At 68.9% G+C, this 21,332-nt stretch carries 19 protein-coding genes; 4 read left to right on the top strand and 15 right to left on the bottom strand.

The window, feature by feature from the left end; all coding sequences use genetic code 11:
- The first annotated feature begins 8 nt into the window (after positions 1 to 8).
- Both glgA and BM109_RS28640 read left to right on the top strand, forming a co-directional pair.
- Positions 9 to 1,508: a glycogen synthase GlgA gene (glgA, locus tag BM109_RS28645; protein WP_093350938.1), complete on the top strand. Its 1,500-nt coding sequence runs from the start codon at positions 9 to 11 to the stop codon at positions 1,506 to 1,508.
- 47 nt (positions 1,509 to 1,555) lie between these two features.
- The gene (locus tag BM109_RS28640; protein ID WP_093350509.1) at positions 1,556 to 4,039 is read left to right on the top strand and encodes a glycogen/starch/alpha-glucan phosphorylase; all 2,484 of its coding nucleotides are present in this window, start codon (positions 1,556 to 1,558) and stop codon (positions 4,037 to 4,039) included.
- Between the two features lie 18 nt (positions 4,040 to 4,057).
- Here BM109_RS28640 and BM109_RS28635 read toward each other — a convergent pair whose 3' ends face one another.
- From BM109_RS28635 to BM109_RS28620, 4 genes are all read right to left on the bottom strand, one after another.
- On the bottom strand, positions 4,058 to 4,525 hold the full coding sequence (locus BM109_RS28635) for an ExbD/TolR family protein (protein WP_093350506.1): 468 nt from the start codon (positions 4,523 to 4,525) through the stop codon (positions 4,058 to 4,060).
- Between the two features lie 13 nt (positions 4,526 to 4,538).
- Positions 4,539 to 5,246, bottom strand: a complete 708-nt coding sequence (locus BM109_RS28630; protein ID WP_093350503.1) for a MotA/TolQ/ExbB proton channel family protein — start codon at positions 5,244 to 5,246, stop codon at positions 4,539 to 4,541.
- A 28-nt stretch (positions 5,247 to 5,274) separates the two neighbouring features.
- Positions 5,275 to 6,114 carry a 4-hydroxy-tetrahydrodipicolinate reductase gene (gene dapB / locus BM109_RS28625; RefSeq protein WP_371268856.1) on the bottom strand — a complete coding sequence of 280 codons (840 nt, stop codon included), beginning with the start codon at positions 6,112 to 6,114 and terminating at the stop codon, positions 5,275 to 5,277.
- A gap of 103 nt (positions 6,115 to 6,217) precedes the next feature.
- On the bottom strand, positions 6,218 to 6,781 hold the full coding sequence (locus BM109_RS28620) for an outer membrane protein assembly factor BamE (protein WP_093350499.1): 564 nt from the start codon (positions 6,779 to 6,781) through the stop codon (positions 6,218 to 6,220).
- An 87-nt stretch (positions 6,782 to 6,868) separates the two neighbouring features.
- Here BM109_RS28620 and fur point away from each other — a divergent pair, with 87 nt between their 5' ends.
- Positions 6,869 to 7,288, top strand: coding sequence for a ferric iron uptake transcriptional regulator (gene fur / locus BM109_RS28615; protein WP_057593829.1), 420 nt, complete (start codon positions 6,869 to 6,871; stop codon positions 7,286 to 7,288).
- A 1-nt stretch (position 7,289) separates the two neighbouring features.
- Here the strand turns inward: fur and hprK are convergent, their stop codons facing one another.
- The 4 genes from hprK to BM109_RS28595 all read right to left on the bottom strand — a co-directional run bounded on the left by hprK (position 7,290) and on the right by BM109_RS28595 (position 11,833).
- Positions 7,290 to 8,249 carry an HPr(Ser) kinase/phosphatase gene (gene hprK / locus BM109_RS28610; protein WP_057593828.1) on the bottom strand — a complete coding sequence of 320 codons (960 nt, stop codon included), beginning with the start codon at positions 8,247 to 8,249 and terminating at the stop codon, positions 7,290 to 7,292.
- Between the two features lie 99 nt (positions 8,250 to 8,348).
- Positions 8,349 to 8,816, bottom strand: a complete 468-nt coding sequence (locus tag BM109_RS28605; protein WP_057593827.1) for a PTS sugar transporter subunit IIA — start codon at positions 8,814 to 8,816, stop codon at positions 8,349 to 8,351.
- Between the two features lie 209 nt (positions 8,817 to 9,025).
- Positions 9,026 to 9,355, bottom strand: coding sequence for a ribosome hibernation-promoting factor, HPF/YfiA family (gene hpf, locus BM109_RS28600; RefSeq protein ID WP_093246312.1), 330 nt, complete (start codon positions 9,353 to 9,355; stop codon positions 9,026 to 9,028).
- A gap of 345 nt (positions 9,356 to 9,700) precedes the next feature.
- Positions 9,701 to 11,833: an ATP-dependent helicase gene (locus BM109_RS28595; protein ID WP_093350496.1), complete on the bottom strand. Its 2,133-nt coding sequence runs from the start codon at positions 11,831 to 11,833 to the stop codon at positions 9,701 to 9,703.
- Positions 11,834 to 12,064: 231 nt separating this feature from the next.
- Between BM109_RS28595 and corA the strand changes: the two genes are divergently transcribed.
- Positions 12,065 to 13,051, top strand: coding sequence for a magnesium/cobalt transporter CorA (corA, locus tag BM109_RS28590; protein WP_057593823.1), 987 nt, complete (start codon positions 12,065 to 12,067; stop codon positions 13,049 to 13,051).
- Here the strand turns inward: corA and BM109_RS28585 are convergent.
- Genes BM109_RS28585 through BM109_RS28555 form a run of 7 tightly spaced genes read right to left on the bottom strand, consistent with a single transcriptional unit; the run spans position 13,044 to position 21,230 of the window.
- Entirely contained in the window at positions 13,044 to 13,778 is a 735-nt protein-coding gene (locus tag BM109_RS28585) for a 5'-methylthioadenosine/adenosylhomocysteine nucleosidase (protein ID WP_093350933.1), read from the bottom strand. The genes corA and BM109_RS28585 overlap by 8 nt on opposite strands.
- Before the next feature lie 39 nt (positions 13,779 to 13,817).
- Positions 13,818 to 15,449 (bottom strand): ABC transporter substrate-binding protein, encoded by a 1,632-nt coding sequence (locus tag BM109_RS28580; RefSeq protein ID WP_093350493.1) that lies wholly within the window; start codon positions 15,447 to 15,449, stop codon positions 13,818 to 13,820.
- 44 nt (positions 15,450 to 15,493) lie between these two features.
- Positions 15,494 to 16,531: a dipeptide ABC transporter ATP-binding protein gene (locus tag BM109_RS28575; protein ID WP_093350490.1), complete on the bottom strand. Its 1,038-nt coding sequence runs from the start codon at positions 16,529 to 16,531 to the stop codon at positions 15,494 to 15,496.
- Entirely contained in the window at positions 16,528 to 17,565 is a 1,038-nt protein-coding gene (locus tag BM109_RS28570; protein ID WP_093350487.1) for an ABC transporter ATP-binding protein, read from the bottom strand. Before BM109_RS28570 ends, BM109_RS28575 begins: the two co-directional genes overlap by 4 nt.
- A 17-nt stretch (positions 17,566 to 17,582) precedes the next feature.
- Positions 17,583 to 18,491: an ABC transporter permease subunit gene (locus BM109_RS28565; RefSeq protein WP_093350484.1), complete on the bottom strand. Its 909-nt coding sequence runs from the start codon at positions 18,489 to 18,491 to the stop codon at positions 17,583 to 17,585.
- Positions 18,492 to 18,495: 4 nt separating this feature from the next.
- On the bottom strand, positions 18,496 to 19,500 hold the full coding sequence (locus tag BM109_RS28560) for an ABC transporter permease subunit (protein ID WP_093350481.1): 1,005 nt from the start codon (positions 19,498 to 19,500) through the stop codon (positions 18,496 to 18,498).
- A gap of 50 nt (positions 19,501 to 19,550) precedes the next feature.
- Positions 19,551 to 21,230: a long-chain-fatty-acid--CoA ligase gene (locus tag BM109_RS28555; protein ID WP_093350478.1), complete on the bottom strand. Its 1,680-nt coding sequence runs from the start codon at positions 21,228 to 21,230 to the stop codon at positions 19,551 to 19,553.
- Between the last annotated feature and the right edge of the window lie 102 nt (positions 21,231 to 21,332).

The raw sequence follows: 21,332 nt of genomic DNA, 5'->3' as shown, positions 1-21,332 counted from the left end.
TGCCGCCGATGAGAGTCCTCCAGGTCAGCGCCGAACTCTTTCCCCTGCTCAAGACCGGCGGCCTGGCCGACGTCGCCGGCGCGCTGCCGCTCGCGCTGATGGCCGCGGACCAGGACGCGCGCGTGCTGCTGCCGGGCTTCCCGGCCATCGTGGCGGGCGTGCGCGGGCTCGCGCCGGTCGCCGCCTTCGCGGCGCCCTGGGGCGAGCGCTTCGGGCTGCTGCAGGGGCGCATCGAGATCGACGGCGCGCCGCCGATCCCGGCCTACGTGGTCGATGCGCCCGCGCTGTTCGACCGGCCCGGCAATCCCTACGAAGACGCCAACCGCCAGCCCTACGGCGACAACCACCTGCGCTTCGCGCTGCTGGGCTGGGCCGCGGCCCAGCTCGCGCAGGGGCTCGATCCGGCCTGGCTGCCCGAGGTGGTCCATGCGCACGACTGGCACGCGGGGCTCGCGCCGGCCTACATGGCCTTCGCGCGCGGCGCCGACGGGCCGCGTGTGGGCAGCGTCTTCACGGTCCACAACCTCGCCTACCAGGGCCTGTTCGCGCCCTGGCACTTCCCCGAGCTCGGCCTGCCAGCGCCCGCTTTCCAGATGAACGGGCTCGAATACCACGGCCAGCTCTCGTTCATGAAGGGCGGGCTCGCCTATGCCGACCGGCTCACCACCGTGAGCCCGACCTACGCGCGCGAGATCCAGACGCCCGACCAGGGCTGCGGCCTCGACGGCCTGCTGCGCCAGCGCGGCGGCGTGCTCGACGGCATCCTCAATGCGGTCGACGACCAGGTCTGGAATCCGGCCGCCGACCCGGCGCTGGTGCAGGGCTACCAGACGCCCGAGGGCCGCCACATGGCGGGCAAGGCGCGCTGCAAGTCCGTGCTGCAGCACCAGCTCGGGCTGGCCGCGCGGCCCGATGCGCCGCTGTTCATCCTCGTGAGCCGGCTCACCGAGCAGAAGGGGCTGCGCCTGGTGCTGCAGGGCCTCGACGCGCTGCTCGCGCAGGGCGGCCAGCTCGCGCTGCTGGGCAGCGGCGAGGCCTGGCTCGAAGACGCCTTCCGCCAGCGCGCGGCCGCCGCGCCCGACGCGGTCAGCGTCACCATCGGCTACAACGAGACGCTCGCGCACCAGCTCTTCGGCGCGGGCGACGTGACCCTGGTGCCCTCGCTGTTCGAGCCCTGCGGCCTGACGCAGATGTACGGCCTCAAGTACGGCAGCCTGCCGCTGGTGCGCCGCGTCGGCGGGCTGGCCGACACGGTGGTCGACAGCACGCTCGAGGACATGGCCAGCGGCGAGGCCACCGGCTTCGTGTTCGACCGTTTCGACTCGGCGGACTACGATCGCGCGGTGCGCCGCGCCTTCGCGCTCTACCAGCGCGCCCCCGACTGGCGGCGCGTGCGCGGCCACGCGATGCGGCGCCCCGCCGACTGGGCCACCGCGGCCGCGCAGTACGTGGCCGTGTACCGGCAGGCGCTGGCCGCGGCCCAGGCACCGACGCCCCTGCCCCACTGAAGAAGGCCCGGGGCATCCGTTCAACCCGCACACAAGACACACCCACCATGACGATCGAAGACTTCGCCTACGACCATCCCGACCGCGATGTCGCGGCCTTCAAGCGCGCCGTGGCCAACAAGCTGATCTACGCGGTCGGCAAGGACCCCGTGGCCGCGAGCCAGGACGACTGGCTCTACGCCACCGCGCTCGCGGTGCGCGACCAGCTGGTGGAGCGCTGGATGGCGACCACGCGCGCCAACTACGCGCAGGACCTCAAGCGCGTGTACTACCTGTCGATGGAGTTCCTGATCGGGCGCACCTTCACCAACGCGCTGCTCGCAGTCGACCTCCACGCCACCGTGCGCGATGCGCTGGCCGACTTCGGTGTCGACATGGAGGCGCTGTCCGAGCGCGAGCCCGACGCGGCGCTGGGCAACGGCGGCCTCGGCCGGCTCGCGGCCTGCTTCCTCGACTCGATGGCCACGCTCGGCGTGCCGGGCATGGGCTACGGCATCCGCTACGAATACGGCATGTTCCGCCAGCGCATCGTCGACGGCCAGCAGGTGGAGACGCCCGACTACTGGCTCACGCGCGGCAACCCCTGGGAATTCAAGCGGCCCGAGGTCAACTACCGCGTGCGCTTCGGCGGCCGCGTGCAGAAGCGCGAAGGCACCAACGCGCCCTACGGCGCGGCCGACTGGGTCGACACCCACGACGTGCGCGCCGTGGCCTACGACACCATCATCCCGGGCTACGGCACGCAGGCCACCAACACGCTGCGCCTGTGGTCGGCGCGCGCCACCGAGGAGATCGACCTCTCGGCCTTCAACCGCGGCAACTACATGGCGGCGGTGGAGAGCAAGAACCACTCGGAGAACGTCTCGCGCGTGCTCTACCCCGACGACTCCACGCCCTCGGGCCGCGAGCTGCGGCTGCACCAGGAGTACTTCTTCTGCAGCGCCAGCGTGCAGGACCTGCTGCGGCGCTACCTGCGCAACCACACCAGCTTCGACCGGCTCTCGGAGAAGGTCAGCATCCACCTCAACGACACCCACCCGGTGCTCGCGGTGCCCGAGCTGATGCGCCTGCTGCTCGACGAGCACGGCCTGCCCTGGGACACGGCCTGGGCCCACACGCAGAAGGTGTTCAGCTACACCAACCACACGCTGATGCACGAGGCGCTCGAGACCTGGCCGGTCGAGATGCTCGGGCGCATCCTGCCGCGCCACCTGCAGATCATCTACGACATCAACGCGCGCTTCCTCGCCACCGTGACGCAGACGCACGGCAACGACGTCGAGCTGATGCGCCGCCTCTCGCTGGTCGACGAGGCCGGCGAGCGCCGCGTGCGCATGGCCTACGTGGCGGTGCTCGCGAGCCACTCGATCAACGGCGTGTCGGGACTGCACTCGGAGCTGATGAAGCAGTCGATCTTCGCGGACTTCGCGAAGATCTTTCCCGAGCGCTTCAACAACAAGACCAACGGCGTCACGCCGCGGCGCTGGCTCGCGCAGGCCAACCCGCCGCTGGCCGCGCTGCTCGACCAGCGGCTGGGCAAGGGCTGGCGGCGCGACCTCTCGCAGCTCGAGGCGCTGCGGCCGATGGCGGCGCAGCCGCCCTTCGTGCGCGCCTTCCGCCACGCCAAGCGCGAGAACAAGCTGCGGCTGGCCAACTGGATCGAGCAGCACATGAACATCGTGGTCGACACCGACGCGATGTTCGACGTGCAGGTCAAGCGCATCCACGAGTACAAGCGCCAGCTGCTCAACGTGCTGCACGTGATCGCACGCTACCACCGCATCCTCGACGCCCAGGCCGCGGGCGGCAGCGTCGATATCGTGCCGCGCGTGGTGGTGTTCGCGGGCAAGGCGGCCTCGGCCTACGTGATGGCCAAGCAGGTGATCCGCCTCATCAACGACGTGGCCGCGACCATCAACGCCGACGCGCGCGTGGGCAAGCTGCTGAAGGTGGTGTTCCTGCCCAACTACAGCGTGAGCCTGGCCGAGATCATCATGCCGGCGGCCGACCTGTCGGAGCAGATATCCACCGCGGGCACGGAGGCCTCGGGCACCGGCAACATGAAGTTCGCGCTCAACGGCGCGCTGACCATCGGCACGCTCGACGGCGCCAACGTCGAGATGCGCGAGAACGTCGGGCCCGAAAACATCTTCATCTTCGGCAACACCACGCCCGAGGTGGCCGAGATCCGCGCGCGCGGCTACCAGCCGCGCGACATCTACGACGGGAACGAGGAGCTGCGGCGCGTGCTCGACGCGATCCGCGACGGCGCCTTCTCGCCGGCCGAACCCGCGCGCTACCAGGGCATCTACGACGCGCTGGTGAACTGGGGCGACCACTACCTGCTGCTGGCCGACTACGCGAGCTACGTCGCGAAGCAGGCCGAGGTCGATGCGCTCTACCGCGACGCCGACGCCTGGACGCGCACCGCGATCCTCAACGTGGCGGGCATGGGTGCCTTCTCGTCGGACCGCACGATCGCCCAGTACGCGCACGACATCTGGCAGACCAAGCCGGTGGTGCTGGGCTGAGCCCGGCGCCGGCCGGCGTCAGCGCGGCGTCGTCGGCGGCGGCGCCTCGGTGACGAAGCCGATGCGGCTCAGGCCCGCCTTGTTGGCGATGCCCATCAGGGCCACCACGCGGCCGTAGGACACGGTCTGGTCGGCGCGCAGCTGGACTTCGGTGTCCTTGCTGTCGGCGGCGGCCTTCTCGAGGCGGGTCCCGAGTTCCTCGTCGGTCACGGGCTGGTCGTTGAGGAAGGCCTTGCCCGCCGGGTCGACCGACAGGCTCACGAACTTCGGCGTGTCGTTGGGCTGGCCGGCATCGGTCTGCGGCAGGTCGAGCTTGATCGAGCTGGCCATCAGCGGCGCCGTGATGATGAAGATCACCAGCAGCACCAGCATCACGTCGACCAGCGGCGTGACATTGATGTCGGACAGCGGCCGCTGGCCGCCGGCACCGGTGGCACGGCCACCGCCGGCGGAACTGCTGCCGAGCGAGGTGCGTCCGAAGGCCATGGGGCGAAGCGGTTCAGACCGGCATCGGCCGCGCGGGCGGCGGCGGAGCCGGCACCGCCGCGGGCGCTTCGCCGAAGCTGCCGAGCAGGTCGTGGGCGAAGCCTTCGAGCTCGGCCTCGACGCGGCCGATGACGCGGCCGAAGACGTTGTAGGCCAGCACGGCCGGGATCGCCACCGCGAGGCCGAAGGCGGTCATCACGAGTGCCTCGCCGACCGGTCCGGCCACCTTGTCGATGGTGAAGCCGCCGGCCTGGCCCGCGATGCCCACGAGCGCGCCGTAGATGCCCCAGACCGTGCCGAGCAGACCGACGAAGGGCGCCGTGGCGCCGACCGTGGCGAGCAGGATCTGCCCGGCCTGCAGCCGGCGCAGAGCACCGTGCAGCGCCTCGCGCAGCACGCGCGTGAGTCGCTGGTTGCGGTCGCCCGCGGCGCCGAGGGTGGCGGCGTCTTGCGCCTGGGAGGCCGCGGCCTGGCGCAGCGCCGCGACCGTGGGCAGCACCAGCGCCGAACGGTCGAAGGCCTGCAGCCGCTGTTCGGCTTCAGCGAGGCTGGTCGACTGCCAGAAGGCCGCGATGCTGCGCAGCACGTCGCGCGTGCCGCCGCGCAGCAGCCAGCCCTTCCAGAGGATCACGACCCAGCTCGAAATCGACATCGCGAGCAGCAGCGCGGCCACCGAGCGGCTGACGCCGTCGCCGTGGGTCAGCAGTTCGAGGACGCTCATCGTCGGGGATGGCGGAGGAAGGCCGGGCTCAGCGCAGGCCGAGCACGTCGAACATGTCGAACAGGCCGGCGCGCTGGTCGGCCAGGAAGCGCACCGCGCGCAGGCTGCCCTGCGCGTAGTTGGCGCGGCTCGAGGACTTGTGGGCGATCTCGATGCGCTCGCCGGTGCCGGCGAACAGCACCGTGTGGTCGCCGACGATGTCGCCGCCGCGCACGGTGGCGAAGCCGATGGTCGACGGGTCGCGCTCGCCGGTCACGCCCTCGCGGCCGTAGACCGCGCATTCCTTGAGGTCGCGGCCCAGCGCGTCGGCGATGACCTCGCCCATCTTGAGCGCGGTGCCCGAGGGGGCGTCGATCTTGTGGCGGTGGTGGGCTTCGACGATCTCGATGTCGTAGCCGGTGGACAGCGCCTTGGCCGCCATTTCGAGCAGCTTGAAGGTGACGTTGACGCCCACGCTCATGTTGGGCGCCATGACGATCGCGATGTCCTTGGCGATCTCGGCGATCTCGGCCTTCTGCGCGTCGCTGAAGCCGGTGGTGCCGATCACGGCCTGCACGCCGAGTTCGCGGCAGACGGCCAGGTGCGCCATCGTGCCCTCGGGGCGGGTGAAGTCGATCAGCACCTGGGCGTCCTGCAGGCCCGCGCGCAGGTCGGCGGCGATGGCCACGCCGCTGGAGAAGCCGAGGAAGGCGCCCGCGTCGCTGCCGATGGCGGGGCTGGCGGCCACGTCGAGCGCGCCGGCCAGGCGGCAGTCGGGGGTGTTGCGAACCGCCTCGATCAGCATGCGGCCCATGCGGCCCGACGCGCCGGCGACGGCAACCCGGCGCGCGGCCGGCGTGGAGGAGGTGGTGGTGTTGGAGTCGGTCACGCGGATTCGGGCTTGCTTGCCGTCGGAGGACGGTAGGGACGATGGGTGGGGAAACCGCGCCGCCCCGCCAAGCCAGGTTCGGCGCGCCGGCCGGGCGCCGCTTTTAGCGCGCGGCCTCGAGCGGCGGGTAGGCGGCCGGGAGCGGGGGCAGCGTGGCGGGCGCCTTGCTCTCGGTGTCGGTGGCTTTCCGGTCGCCCTTGGGGTCGAACTTCTTGAGTTCTTCTTCCGTGGCCTCGAGCGGCGGCACCTTGCCGGTCTTCTTGCGGGTGTCGAGCGTGGCGACGAATTCTTCCTCGCTCGGCATCTCGCCGCCTTCCCAGCGCTCGAGCTGCTCGCCGTTGAAGAAGACGGTGAAGCGGCGCTCCTGCGGCTCCACGCCCTGGCGCCGGATCGTGAAGACGTAGTCCCAGCGGTTCGAATGGAAGATGTCGGTGAGCAGCGAGGTGCCGAGGATCTCGCGCACCTGCTGGCGCGACATGCCCGTCTTGAGCGCCGCGACCTGTTCCTTGGACACGAAGTTGCCCTGGACCACCTCGACCTTGTAGGGGGTGACGGCCGACAGCGCGCCACGCGAGCGCTCGCTGAAACCGCTGCAGGCACCGAGGCCCAGGGTGACGGCAACGGCCGCAGCCAGCAGCCAGGGACGGCGTTGGAAAATGGCAGGCATTGGGGGAAAAGGGGGTAGCGATATGATCGGCCATTGTAGCGGCTGGCCCCTCCGGGGCCTTTGGCTGCCCAGGGCGCAGGAACCATCATGGCCAACATCGACGAACTCAAGAACACCGGCCTCAAGGCCACCCTGCCGCGGCTGAAGATTCTGGAAATCTTCCAGACCGGCGGCCAACGCCACATGACCGCCGAGGACGTGTTCCGGGTGCTGCTCAACGAGCATTCCGACATCGGCCTGGCCACCGTCTACCGGGTGCTCACCCAGTTCGAGCAGGCCGGCATCCTCGAGCGCAGCCATTTCGAGAGCGGCAAGGCCGTCTACGAACTCAACGAAGGCACGCACCACGACCACCTGATCTGCACCGCCTGCGGCAAGGTCGAGGAGTTCTACGACGCCGAGATCGAGCGCCGCCAGCAGCTGGTGGCCAAGGACAAGGGCTGGATCCTGCAGGACCACGCCATGTCGCTCTACGGCTTGTGCGGCGACTGCGTCAAGAAGCGCTGAGCTAGTCCGCGTCGCGCGCGCTTTCCATCGCCTTGTGGTGGCGCGCCACGAAATCGGCATAGGTGTCGATGCCGCGCAGCTGCAGGATCGAATTGCGCACCGCGGCCTCGACCAGCACGGCGATGTTGCGACCCGCCACCACCTGGATGATGACCTTGCGCACCGGGATGCCCAGCACGTCCTGCGTGAGCGGCGTCGAGGGCATGCGCTCGTAGTCGCGCTCGAAGCTGTCGCGCCGCACCAGGTGCACGATGAGCTTGAGCCGCATCTTCCGCCGCACCGCCGTCTCGCCGAAGATCGCGCGGATGTCGAGCAGGCCGATGCCGCGCACCTCGAGCAGGTTCAGCAGCAGATCGGGGCAGCGGCCCTCGATGGTGTTCTGGTTGATGCGGTAGAGATCGACCGCGTCGTCGGCCACCAGGCCGTTGCCGCGCGAGATCAGTTCGAGGCCGAGTTCGCTCTTCCCGAGGCCCGACTCGCCCGTGATCATCACGCCCATGCCCAGGATGTCCATGAACACGCCGTGCATCGAGGTGCGCTCGGCGAAGTGCTTGGACAGGTAGGCGCGCAGCAGGTCGATCACGAAGGCCGAGGACTCGCGCGTGGCGAACAGCGGCAGCTGGGCGCGCTCGCAGATCGACAGCAGCTCGTCGGGCGCGGCCTGGCCGTCGGCCAGCACCAGCATCGGCGGCTCGAGCGTGACGATGCGGGCGATGCGCCGCGCGGTGTCCTCGGGGCTGCCGCGCGTCAGGTAGGCGACCTCGCGCGCGCCGAGGATCTGCACGCGGTACGGATGGATGTAGTTGAGGTAGCCGACCAGGTCGGCGGCCGACTGGGCGCGGCTGATGACCTCGGGATCGAACTGGCGCTCGGACGCGCCGAGTCCCGCGAGCCATTCCCAGCGCAGCGAGCCGCGGAACTCCTCGAACATGGCATCGGCGCTGATGACGGTCGGCTTCATGCGTTCAGGGCGCGGCGCGCGGCACCGCTTCGGAAGTGAGGGGGGACGGGAAGAAGGGCAGCGCAGCTTAGCAGCAGCCACGCCCCGCGAGCCATGGGCTCAGGCGACTTGCGTGGAGTGCCAGCCGGCGATCAGGCCGTGCAGCGCGGCCGCGTCGGTGCTCGACTTGATCTGCTCGCGCAGGCCGGCATCACTCAGCAGCTCGGCGATCTCGGACAGGATTTCGAGGTGCTTCTGTGTGGCGGCTTCGGGCACCAGCAGGAAGATCAGCAGCCCGACGGGTTGCTCGTCGGGGGCATCGAAGCCGATCGGGTTCGCGAGCTGGAACACCGCGGCCATCGGGGCCTTGAGGCCCTTGATGCGGCCATGCGGAATGGCGACGCCATGACCGAGGCCGGTGGAGCCGAGGCGCTCACGCGCGAAGAGGCTGTCGGTGATCAGGGCGCGGCCCAGCCCGTGAAGGCTTTCGAACAGCAAGCCGGCTTCCTCGAAAGCACGCTTCTTGCTGGTGGCGTCAACGCTCACAAGCACTTGAGCGGGCGGCAGGATGGACGCGAGACGATTCATGGTGGGTCAGAGCGGGGGCGATTATGCACCTGCTTGGTAAAAACCCCCACTCCGCTTATCTACTTTCTGGTTACATGTTGCCCGCAGGCCTCGCTTCCCTCGACAGAGGCCCTTCAAACCCTTGATGGGCAGTCGGAAAAGCCCATGAAAAAGCCGCCCGGAGGCGGCTTCGAGAGTCTCCGGCGCGACAGCCGGAAATCCGCTGGGTCTTACATCAGGCGCTTGGGCGCGCTGTGGTGATGGTCCTGCAGGCGGTCCTTGTGGCGCACCACCTGGCGGTCGAGCTTGTCGACCAGTTCATCGACCGCGGCATAGAGATCAGCGTGGCTCGACTCCGCGAACATGTCATTGCCCTTGACGTGGATGTTGCACTCGGCCCGTTGCCGGCGTTCCTTTTCCTTCTGCTTTTCCACCGTGAGGATCACCTTCACATCGACCACCTGGTCGAAATGTCGGGTGATCCGGTCCAGCTTGCTCGTGACGTAGGTGCGCAAGGCAGGGGTGACGTCGAGGTGATGACCGCTGATCGTCAAATTCATGAATGACCTCCTGGAATTGACGGTTGGGGAAATGACCATCGCTGCGGATACAGCGCGGCCGGCGAAAACGGTTGTGGGGCTGGGAGAAGAAAGGGGGAGAGGGGGAAGAGAGAGGGGTGCGGGAGAGGAGAAGGTCGATTCACTATGCCCAAGCTGTCACGGTATTGCAATACCGGGGGATGCCCGGATGACGCACCGGCGGACCGCGTCGCATGCTCAGCTATTTCTTCCATAGCAGGCCCCAGCGGCCCCGCAAGCTGCGGGCCGCGTTGCGAACGCTCGCTGCCGCGCCCATCTTTCGCGGCCACCCGCGCATGACCCTGCTGAAGAAAGGGCCGGGCTTGCTCAGCGCCAGGCGGCGCGCATCCGGTTTCGCAGGTCGATCACCGCGGCCGGCGGCGGCACTGCCGGCGCGCGCGGCGGCGGGGGCGGCCAGGTCTGGGCCTCGAAGCGCGCGAGGTCGGCATCGGGAATGAAGCGGCTGCGGTTGGCATAGAGATGCCGGTCGCCGCGCGCGGCCTGCTGCGGGATGTAGAAGCGCTGCGGCACCAGCAGGTGCAGGTGGTCGCGGGCGCGGGTCATGGCGACGTAGAGCAGGCGCCGCTCCTCCTCGAGCTCCTGCGCGCTCTGCGCCACGTCGGCCGGCATGCAGCCGTCGACCACGTTGAGCACGTGGACGGAGTTCCACTCCTGGCCCTTGGCCGAATGGATGGTCGAGAGGATCAGGTAGTCCTCGTCGAGCAGCGGCGGCCCCGGCCGGTCGCTGGTGGCTTCGGGCGGATCGAGCGTGAGCTCGGTGAGGAAGCGTTCGCGCGAGGCGTAGCCCGAGGCCATGTGCACCAGTTGCTCGACGTCGCCGCGGCGCGTGCCCGCGGTGTCGTCGTAGAGCCGCTCGAGGTGCGGCAGGTACCAGTCCATCGCGATGCCCACGTCGGCCGGCCAGGCCAGCGACGGCGCGCGCAGCGCGGCATAGGCCTCGGCGAAGGCGGCCCATTCGGCGCGCGCGGCGCTCGGCGGCACGAAGTCGCGCAGCGCGACGGCCGGATCGGCCGCCTGGTCCATCGCGTCGAGCAGCTTCGCGCTGGTGGCCGGCCCGATGCCCGGGATCAGCTGCGTGACGCGAAAGCCCGCCATGCGCCCGCGCGGGTTCTGCGCGAAGCGCAGCACCGCGAGCAGGTCCTTCACGTGCGAGGCCTCGAGGAACTTGAGCCCGCCGTACTTCACGAACGGGATGTTGCGGCGCGCCAGCTCGAGCTCGAGCGGCGCGCTGTGGCTCGAGGTGCGGAACAGCACCGCCTGCGACTTGAGCGCGAGCCCGCCCTCGCGGTGCGCGAGCACCTTGTCGGCCACCCAGCAGGCCTGCTGCGATTCGTCGGGCACGCGCACGATCTGCGGCCGCCCGGCCGAGGGCTTGTCGGTCCACAGCGTCTTGGCATGGCGCTCGGCCGCATGCGCGATGCATGCGTTCGACACGTCGAGGATCGGCTGGGTGGAGCGGTAGTTGCGCTCCAGCGTGACCACGCGCGCCGGCCGCGAGAACTGCGAGGGGAAGTCGAGGATGTTGCGCACCGTCGCGCCGCGGAACGAGTAGATCGACTGCGCGTCGTCGCCCACCACCGTCACGCCCCGGCCATCGGGCTTGAGCGCGAGCAGGATCGCGGCCTGCAGCAGGTTGGTGTCCTGGTACTCGTCGACCAGCACGTGGTCGAAGCGCGCGCCCAGGTGCTGCGCCAGCGTGGGCTCCTCCATCATGCCGGCCCAGTAGAGCAGCAGGTCGTCGTAGTCGAGCACGTTCTGCTGCTGCTTGGCCTCGACGTAGGCGCCGAACAGCTGCTGCAGCTCGACGCCCCATTCGGCGCACCACGGAAAGGACTGCTTCAACACCGACTCGAGCGGCGCGCGCGTGTTCACGCAGCGCGAATAGATCGACAGGCAGGTGCCCTTGTGCGGAAAGCGGCGCGCGCTCGACGAGAAACCGAGCTCGTGCCGCGCCAGCCCCATCAGGTCCTCGGCGTCGCCGCGGTCGTGGATGGTGAAGTTGTCGTCCAGCCCGATCTGCGCGGCGTACTCGCGCAGCAGCCGCGCGCCGATGCCGTGGAAGGTGCCGGCCCAGGGCAGCGCGGGCGCGGTGTGGGCCTGCAGCCCCAGCACGCGCGCGAGCACCTGGCCGGCGCGCTGCGCCATTTCCTGCGCGGCGCGGCGCGAGAAGGTCAAAAGCAGCAGGCGCTGCGGGTCGACCCCGCGCGCGATCAGGTGCGCCACCCGGTGCGCCAGCGTGCTGGTCTTGCCCGAGCCGGCGCCGGCGATGACGAGCAAGGGCCCTGCATCGGCCGCGTCCGGCGCGCCACCAGCCAGCGCCTCCACCCCGTGCTCGACCGCCGCGCGCTGCTCGTCGTTGAGGCTGGCGAGGGCGGCCGCGAGGCGCTCGGCCTGGGTCGCCGGCGGGCTGGAAAAAACGGGGGACACGGCGCTCGGCATGGGCGCCACTCTACTGGATGTTCGTCCAGTCCAGCCAACTCTGCGCTCATTCGCCGATGACATAATCGCGCCTCGCTGCAACTGGAGACCGCATCGTGGAAACCGCCCCGTCTCGGCAGCTTTCAACTCCCGGCTGAGTCCGGCCGACCGGGTCCGGGATTTGAAAGCGCCCCCTTTCTCGCCCCCCCGCCCGTCCGCCCCATCGCCCCAGCCATTTCACGGGAGTGAGCCATGCTCAATATCTTCACGCTCGCCAACGGCCGCCTCGTCCAGGAAGAGATCGAGGCCCTCGAGGAGCTCTCCCGCTTCCAGCCGATCTGGGTCGACCTCGAATCGCCCACGCTCGAGGAGAAGCGCTGGATCAAGCAGTACTACGGCCTCTCGATCCCCGAGGACGCGATGGACGAGGACATCGAGGAATCGGCGCGCTTCTATGAAGAGGACAACGGCGAGCTCCACATCCGCAGCGACTTCCTGATCGACGACGACGAAGCCCCGCGCGCGGTGCGCGTCGCGTTCATCCTCAACCAGCACAACACCGACCTGCGCAGCCGCGGCGTGCTGTTCTCGATCCACGACGAGGACGTGCCCGTGTTCCGCCTGTTGCGCATGCGCGCGCGCCGCGCCCCGGGGCTGATCGAGGACGCGAAGGAAGTGATGCTCAAGCTCTTCGACGCCGACGCCGAGTACTCGGCCGACTCGCTCGAGAACATCTACGACGAGCTCGAGGCCGCCAGCAAGAAGGTGCTCTCGGGCAACGTCAGCGACGAACTCGCGGGCGAGGTGCTGGGCGCCATCGCGCGCCAGGAAGACCTGAACGGGCGCATCCGCCGCAACGTGATGGACACGCGCCGCGCGGTCAGCTTCATGATGCGCAGCAAGATGCTCAATGCCGAGCAGTTCGAGGAGGCGCGGCAGATCCTGCGCGACATCGAATCGCTCGACAACCACACGGCCTTCCTGTTCGACAAGATCAACTTCCTGATGGATGCGACCGTCGGTTTCATCAACATCAACCAGAACAAGACGATCAAGATCTTCTCGGTGGCCAGCGTCGCGCTGCTGCCGCCGACCTTGATCGCGAGCATCTACGGCATGAACTTCAAGTTCATGCCCGAGCTCGACTGGGCCATGGGCTATCCCTACGCCATCGTGCTGATGGCCGCGAGCGCGCTGGTGCCGATGTGGTACTTCCGCCGGCGCGGCTGGCTCAAGTAGAAGGCTGGGCGGCGAGCCAGGCGCCGACCAGCGCCAGGCTGTAGCGGCTCGCGACCTCGGCGACGAAGCGTGCGAAGTCGCCATGGGCCGCGTCGTCGGCACGGTCCGAGATCGTGCGCATCGCGGCGAAGGGCACGCCGTAGTCGTGGCACACCTGAGCCACCGCGGCGCCTTCCATCTCCACCGCCAGCGCATCGGGCAGCGCGCGGCGCAGCGCCTCGCTTTCGGCCGCGGTCGCGACGAAGCGGTCGCCACTGATCAGCAGGCCGCGATGCACGGTCGGCGAACGCAGGCCGAATTCGTCGACGGCGCCCTGCCCCACCAGGGCCACGGGATCGCGCAAGGTCTGCTCGGCCACGGCCGCCAGTGCATCGCCGATCGCCGCATCGGCCTTGAAACGCGAGATTCCCATCAACGGCACCTCGTGCTTCGGAAAGAGCGGCGAGGCATCCATGTCGTGCTGCAGCAGCTCGGTCGCCACGACCACGTCGCCGACCTCGACGCCCGGCGCGAGCCCGCCCGCCACACCGCTGAAGACGATGGCGCGCACGCCGAAGCGCTCGAGCAGCAGCGTGGCCGTCACCGCGGCCGCGACCTTGCCGATGCGCGACAGCACCGCGACCACGGGTTGGCCCTGCAGGTGGCCGACCCAGAAGTCGCGGCCCGCGACGCGCACGCGCTGCTCGTCGGGCATCAGCGCGAGGAGCGCCTTCAGCTCCTCGTGCATCGCCGCGACGATCGCGATGGGTGCGGTGGCCCCCACCGCTTACTTGATGTCCACGCCGTAGAAGGTGTGGCGGCCGAAGGGGCTGAGCTTGAAGTCGATCACTTCCTTGCGCACCGGCTTGAGCTGCACCGCGTGCGCGATGGTGAACCACGGCGCTTGCTCCTTGAAGATGACTTGCGCCTTCTTGTAGAGCGCGTCGCGGTCGGCCTGCTTGGTCGCGCTCTTGGCCTTCACCACGATGTCCTCGTAGGGCTGGTAGCAGAACTTCGAGATGTTGCTGCCGCTCGCCGACTTGGCCGAGGCGCAGCCCAGCAGCGTGTAGAGGAAGTTGTCGGGGTCGCCGTTGTCGCCGGTCCAGCCCAGCATGCCCATCTGGTGCTCGCCGGCCTGCAGCCGCTTGCGGTACTCGCCCCATTCGAAGCTCTTGATCTCGGCCTTGACGTTGATCTTGGCGAGGTCGGCCTGCATCAGCTCGGCGATGCGCTTGGCGTTCGGGTTGTAGGGCCGCTGCACCGGCATGGCCCACAGGTCGGTCGAGAAGCCGTCGGGGAAGCCGGCCTGCGCCAGCAGCTTCTTCGCGGCTTCGGGATCGTAGGGGTCGTCCTTCACCGCATCGTTGTAGGACCACATGGTCGGCGGAATCGGGTTCTTCGCGGCCACGCCGGTCGAGAGGTAGACGCCGTCGATGATCGCCTTCTTGTTGATCGCCATGTTGATGGCCTTGCGCACGCGCACGTCGTCGAAGGGCTTCTTGGTCGTGTTGTACGAGAGGTAGCCGACGTTCAGGCCCGGCTGCTCGAGCACCTGCACGTTCGGGTCCTTGCGGATCGCATCGAGGTCGGCCGGGTTCGGGTAGGGCATGACGTGGCATTCGCCCTTCTGCAGCTTGGCCCAGCGCACCGAGGCATCGGGCGTGATCGCGAACACCAGGTCGTCGATCTTGGCCTTGCCGCCCCAGTACTGCGGGAAGGCCTTGAAGCGGATGACCGCGTCCTTCTGGTACTGCACGAGGTAGAACGGGCCGGTGCCGATCGGGTCCTGGTCGACCTTCTCGGGCGTGCCGGCCTTGAGCATCGCGATCGCGTACTCCTTCGACTGGATACCCGCGTACTGCATCGCGAGGTTGGCGAGGAACGGCGCCTCGGCCTGGTTGAGCGTGATCTTCACCGTGTAGTCGTCGATGCGGTCCACCGACTTCAGCAGCTTGGGCATGCCCATGTCGTTGAAGTAGGAGTGGTTCTGGCTCGTGACCTTGAAGAAGGGATCGCTCTCCTTCCACTGGCGGTCGATCATGAAGATGAAGTCGTCGGCGTTGAAGTCGCGCGTGGGCTTGAAGCTCTTGCTCGTGGTGTGCCACTTCACGCCCTTGCGCAGGTGGAAGGTGTAGACCGTGCCGTCGGCCGAGATGTCCCACTTCTCGGCCAGGCCCGGCACGACCTTGGTGCCGCCGCGCTCGAACTCGACGATGGTGTTGTAGACCTGCGTGGTCACGTCGAACGAGGTGCCGGTGGTGTTCATGCCCGGATAGAAGTTCTCGGGGCTGCCCTCGGAGCAGTAGACCAGCGTCTTGGCCGACACCGCGCCGCAGGCCAGGGTCAGCGCCGCGATCGCCACGGGTGCCAGCAGCGCCAGCCGTCGTGCGCGGCGCGGGAGGAAGGAACGGTTCGTCATGGGAACTCCTTGAGACACGGGTTGGAGAAAACGGAAAGCGGGTTTCAGGGATTCATCGCGACGGGTGCGATGAACGGCGGTGCCGACGGCAAATCGGCGCGCACCACCGGCGCGCCTTCGAGAAAACGCTCGGCGTAGTGGCAGGCGACGCGACGCTGGTCGAGCTCGCGCAGCACGGGCCGCTCGTCGCGGCAGCGCTGCGTGACATGCGGGCAGCGCGTGCTGAAGACGCAGCCCGGCGGCGGCGACAGCGGCGACGGCAGCTCACCCTTGAGCACGATGCGCTGGCTGCTGAGGCCCGGCGTGGAGGCCAGCAGCGCCTGCGTGTAGGGATGCAGCGGACGCTCGAAGATGCGCGCCTTCGGGCCCTGCTCCACCGCATGGCCGAGGTACATCACGAGCACGTCGTGCGCGATGTGGCGCACCACGCCGAGGTCGTGCGAGATGAACAGGTAGGCCAGGCCGAGCTCGGCCTGCAAGTCGGCCAGCAGGTTCAGCACCTGGGCCTGGATCGACACGTCGAGCGCCGACACCGGCTCGTCGGCCACCACCAGCCGCGGCTCGAGCATCAGCGCGCGCGCGATCGCGATGCGCTGGCGCTGGCCGCCCGAGAACATGTGCGGATAGCGGTTGGCATGCTCGGGCCGCAGGCCCACGCGCGCGAGCATCTCGCGCGCCTTGGCGGCACGCTCGGCCTTGCCGAGCGTGGTGTTGATCGCGAGCGGATCCTCGAGCACCGCCGCGACCTTCTTGCGCGGATTGAGCGAGCCGTAGGGGTTCTGGAACACCAGCTGCACCGCCTGGCGCAGTTCGCGGCGCCGCTCGGACGGCGGGTTCACGGCATCGTGGCCGACCAGCGTGAGCTGGCCCGCCGTCGGCTTCTCGATCAGCGCGACCATGCGCGCGAGCGTCGATTTGCCGCAGCCCGATTCGCCGACCACCGCGAGCGTGCGGCCACGCTCGAGCCGGAACGAGATGTCGCCCACCGCGCGCAGTTGCGCGTTCGGGCGGAACAGGCCGCGGCGCACCTCGTAGATGCGCTGCAGGTTCTTCGCCTCGACCACGATTTCCGCGGCGCTCACGATGCGGCCTCCTCGACGCGCGGCAGGCGCGGCCGGTCGCGCTCGATCGCGGCCATGCGCCCCGGTTCGCCGAGCGGGAAGTGGCAGCGCACCTGCGCGCCGGGCAGTGCCTCGACGCCGCGCAGGGCCGGGCGCACCTGGCAGGCGCGCGTCGTCACGTAGCCGCAGCGCGGCGCGAACAGGCAACCCGCGGGCCGGTCGTGCACGCCGGGCACCACGCCCGCGATGGTGGCGAGCCGGCCGTCGGGCGGCGCGCGCTCGGGCAGCGCGGCCAGGAGCGCCTCGGTGTAGGGATGCTGCGGCGTCGCGAACAGCCGGTCCACGCGCTGCTGCTCCATCACCTGGCCCGCATACATCACGGCGATGCGCTGCGCCATCTCGCTGACCACGCCCATGTTGTGCGTGATCAGCACCAGCGCCATGCCGCGCTCCTTCTGCAGGTCGCGCAGCAGGTCGAGGATCTGCGCCTGGATCGTGACGTCGAGCGCGGTGGTCGGCTCGTCGGCGATCAAGAGGCGCGGGTTGCAGGCGATCGCCATCGCGATCATCACGCGCTGGTTCATGCCGCCCGAGAGCTGGTGCGGATAGCTCGAGAGGCGCGACGACGCGGCCGGGATGCCGACCTGCTCGAGCAACTCGGTGGCGCGCTTCTTCGCCGCGCGCCGGTCGAGCCCGAGATGCAGGCGCAGCGTCTCCATCAACTGGAAGCCGATGGTGAAGCAGGGGTTGAGGCTGGTGGTGGGCTCCTGGAAGATCATCGCGACCTCCTTGCCCACCAGCGCGCGGCGCGCCTTGTCGGAGATGCCGAGCAGGTCGCGGCCCGCGAAGCGCATGTGGTCGGCGCGCACGCGGCCCGGGAAGCCGATCAGCCCCATCAGCGCCATCATGGTCACGCTCTTGCCCGAGCCCGACTCGCCGACGATGCCGAGCACCTCGCCCTCCTCGAGCGAGAGGCTCACGCCGTCGACCGCATGCATCACGCCGCCCTGGGTCGGGAATTCGACGTGCAGATCCTGGATGTCGAGCAAAGGCATCGATGCGTTCCCTTGCTTCAGCGCTTGAGCTTCGGATCGAGCGCGTCGCGCAGACCGTCGCCCAGCAGGTTGAAGGCCAGCACCGCCGCGAGGATCGCGAGGCCGGGAAAGGTCACGACCCACCAGGCGCGCAGCACGAACTCGCGCGCATCGGCCAGCATGGTGCCCCACTCGGGCGAGGGCGGCTGCGCGCCGAGGCCGAGGAAGCCGAGCGCTGCCGCGTCGAGGATGGCGGTGGAGATGCCCAGCGAGGCCTGCACGATCAGCGGCGCCGCGCAGTTGGGCAGCACCTCGCGGAACATCAGGCGCAGGGTGCCGGCGCCGCTGACGCGCGCCGCGGTCACGTAGTCGCGCGAGACCTCGGCGATGACGGCCGCGCGCGTGATGCGCACGTAGTGCGGCAGCACGACGATGGCCACGGCGAGCATCGCGTTGATGAGGCCGGGCCCGAGGATGGCCACGATCACGATCGCGAGCAGCAGGCTCGGCAGCGTGAGGATGATGTCCATCAGCCGCATGATCGCGATCTCGAGCACGCCGCGGAAGAAGCCCGCGACCAGGCCGAGCACCACGCCCACCACCACCGAGATCGCGACCACCGCGACGCCGATCGACAGCGACAGGCGCGCGCCGTACATCAGGCGCGAGAGGATGTCGCGGCCGATGGCATCGGTGCCCAGCAGGTAGGTGAGCGAGCCGCCCTGCTGCCAGGCCGGCGGCTGCAGGAACACGGCGCTGTTGGTCTGGTTGGGCGCATGCGGCGCGATCCACGGCGCGAGCAGCGCGACCAGCAGCAGCACGACGATGGTCACGAGGCCGATCACCGCGCCGCGGTTGGCGGAGAACGCACTCCAGAATTCGCGCCAGGGTCCGGGCGGCGTCGAGGCGGCGGGGGCCGCGTTCGCGAGGGTGTGGGTCGATGCCATGGATTCAGCGCCGGATGCGGGGGTTGATGACGCCGTAGGTCAGGTCGACCAGCAGGTTGACCAGCATCACGATGGCGCCGAGCAGCAGCATGCCGCCCTGCAGCACCGGATAGTCGCGCCGGCCGATGGCCTCGATCAGCCACTTGCCGACGCCGGGCCACGAGAAGATGGTCTCGGTGAGGATGGCGCCGGTGAACAGCACGCCCACCTGCAGCCCGATCACCGTGACGACCGGGATCAGCGCATTGCGCAGCGCATGCAGGCCCACCACGCGAAAGCGCGACAGACCCTTGGCGCGCGCGGTGCGGATGTAGTCCTCGCCGAGCACCTCGAGCATGGCCGAGCGCGTCATGCGCGCGATCACCGCCAGCGGCACCGTGCCCAGCACCACGGCCGGCAGCACGAGGTGATGCAGCGCCGACCAGAAGGCATCGATCTCGCCGGCGCGCAGTGCATCGAGCAGCAGGAAGCCGGTGTCGGGCTCGACGTAGTACTGCACCGCGATGCGGCCCGAGACCGGCGTCCAGCCGAGCTGCACCGAGAAGAAGAGGATGAGCAGCAGGCCCCACCAGAAGATCGGCATCGAGTAGCCGGTGAGCGAGGTGGCCATCACGCCATGGTCGAAGATCGAGTTGCGCCGGACCGCCGCGAGGATGCCCGCCGGCAGGCCCAGCACGAGCGCGAACACGATGGCGCAGACCCCGAGTTCGATGGTCGCGGGAAAGAGCGCGAGGAACTCGTTCATCACCGATTCCTGCGTGATCAGCGACTTGCCGAGGTCGCCGTGCAGCACGCGCGCGATGTAGATGCCGTACTGCACGATCACCGGCTTGTCGAGGCCGTAGGCCGTGAGCAGTTCGGCATGGCGCGCGGGGTCGATCCCGCGCTCGCCGGCCATGGTCTCGATGGGGTCGCCCGGCACCAGCCGGATGAGGAAGAAGGCAAGCAGCGTCATGCCGAAGAAGGTCGGCACCAGCAAGCTCACGCGCGTGAGTAGGAAGCGAAACATCGACCCGCAATATGCAAGATCGATGCCGCGGCCCCACCCGGGCCGAACCCTTACTTTTTGGCGTCGCGCAACTCTCTGCGCAGGATCTTTCCGACCGGTGTCTTCGGCAAGTCAGTGCGAAACTCTACGATTCGCGGTTGCTTGTAACCCGTAAGGTTTGCTCTGCAGTATTCGCGCACCTGCGCCTCGGTGAGCGACTCGTCCTTCTTCACGATCACGAGCTTCACGGCCTCGCCGGTCTTCTCGTCGTTCACGCCCACGGCCGCGCATTCGAGCACGCCCGGAATCTGTGCGACCACGTCCTCGATCTCGTTCGGGTACACGTTGAAGCCCGACACCAGGATCATGTCCTTCTTGCGATCGACCACCTTGAAGTAGCCGCGTTCGTCGACCACGCCGATGTCGCCGCTCTTGAAGTAGCCGTCGCCGGTCATGACCTTCGCGGTCTCGTCGGGGCGCTGCCAGTAGCCGGCCATCACCTGCGGTCCCTTGATCGCGATCTCGCCGGGCTCGCCGAGTGCAACCTCGTTGCCGTTGTCGTCGAGCAGCTTGAGCCAGGTGCTCGGCAGCGGCACGCCGATGGTGCCGGTGTAGGCCTTGCTGTCGGTCGGGTTGCAGGTGGTCGAGGGCGAGGTCTCGGACAGGCCGTAGCCTTCGCAGATCGGGCAGCCGGTCTTCTCGAGCCAGAGCTTCGCGACCGCGGCCTGCACCGCCATGCCGCCGCCCACCGAGACCTTGAGATTCGACCAGTCGACGGTGTTGAAATCGGGATGGTTGGCCAGGCCGTTGAACAGCGTGTTGACCGCGGGGAAGCTGTGGATCGTGTGCTTCGACAGCTCCTTGAGCACCGCGGGCAGGTCGCGCGGATTCGGGATCAGGATCAGCTTGCCGCCCGTGCGCATGCTCAGCATCATGCCGACCGTGAACGCGAAGATGTGATACAGCGGCAGCGCGCACACGCTCGTGGGCTGCTGGCCCGCGGGCACCTTGCGCATCACCGGTTCGTTCCAGGCCTCGGACTGCAGCACGTTGGCGATCACGTTGCGATGCAGCAGCACCGCGCCCTTCGACACGCCCGTGGTGCCGCCGGTGTACTGCAGCACCGCGACGTCGTCGGCGCCGATGGCCGGCGCCTGCAGCGTGCGGCCCGCGCCCTGGTCGAGCGCGTCGTTGAAGCGCACCGCGCCCGGCAGGTTGAAGGCCGGCACCAGCTTCTTGACGTTGCGCACCACGTAGTTGACGAGCGCGCCCTTGAGGAAGCCGAGGCGGTCGCCCATCGAGGCCAGCACGATGTGCTTGATCGGCGTGGCCGCGATGCACTGCTGTAGCGTGACGCCGAAGTTCTCCATGATGACGATCGCCTTCGCACCCGAGTCCTTGAGCTGGTGCTCGAGCTCGCGCGGCGTGTACAGCGGATTCACGTTCACGAGGATCAGGCCCGCGCGCAGGATGGCGGCCACCGCGATCGGGTACTGCGGGCAGTTGGGCATCATGGCCGCGACGCGGTCGCCCTTGGCGAGGCCCAGGCCCTGCAGGTAGGCCGCGAAGGCCTTGCTGAGCTTGTCGGTCTCGGCATAGCTCACGTCCTTGCCCATGAAGCTGTAGGCCGTGCGGTCGGCGTACTTCGAGAAGCTCTCTTCCATGAGACCGACCAGCGAGGCGTACTGCGATGGGTCGATGTCGGCAGGCACGCCTTGCGGGTAACTGCTGAGCCAGGGACGATCGGTCATGGATGTGTCTCCTCCGGAGTCGGATTGGGATGAAAACGAAAACGGCGCCTGAACGGCGCCGTAAGGGTTTGCCCGCAGAGCGCGGGCCGGGACGGAACCTCG

Origin of the sequence: Variovorax sp. PDC80, from assembly GCF_900115375.1 — a bacterium.
GTDB lineage: Bacteria > Pseudomonadota > Gammaproteobacteria > Burkholderiales > Burkholderiaceae_C > Variovorax.
The sequence above is the reverse complement of the archived record's forward strand: the minus strand, read 5'-3'. Positions and strand labels throughout refer to the sequence as shown.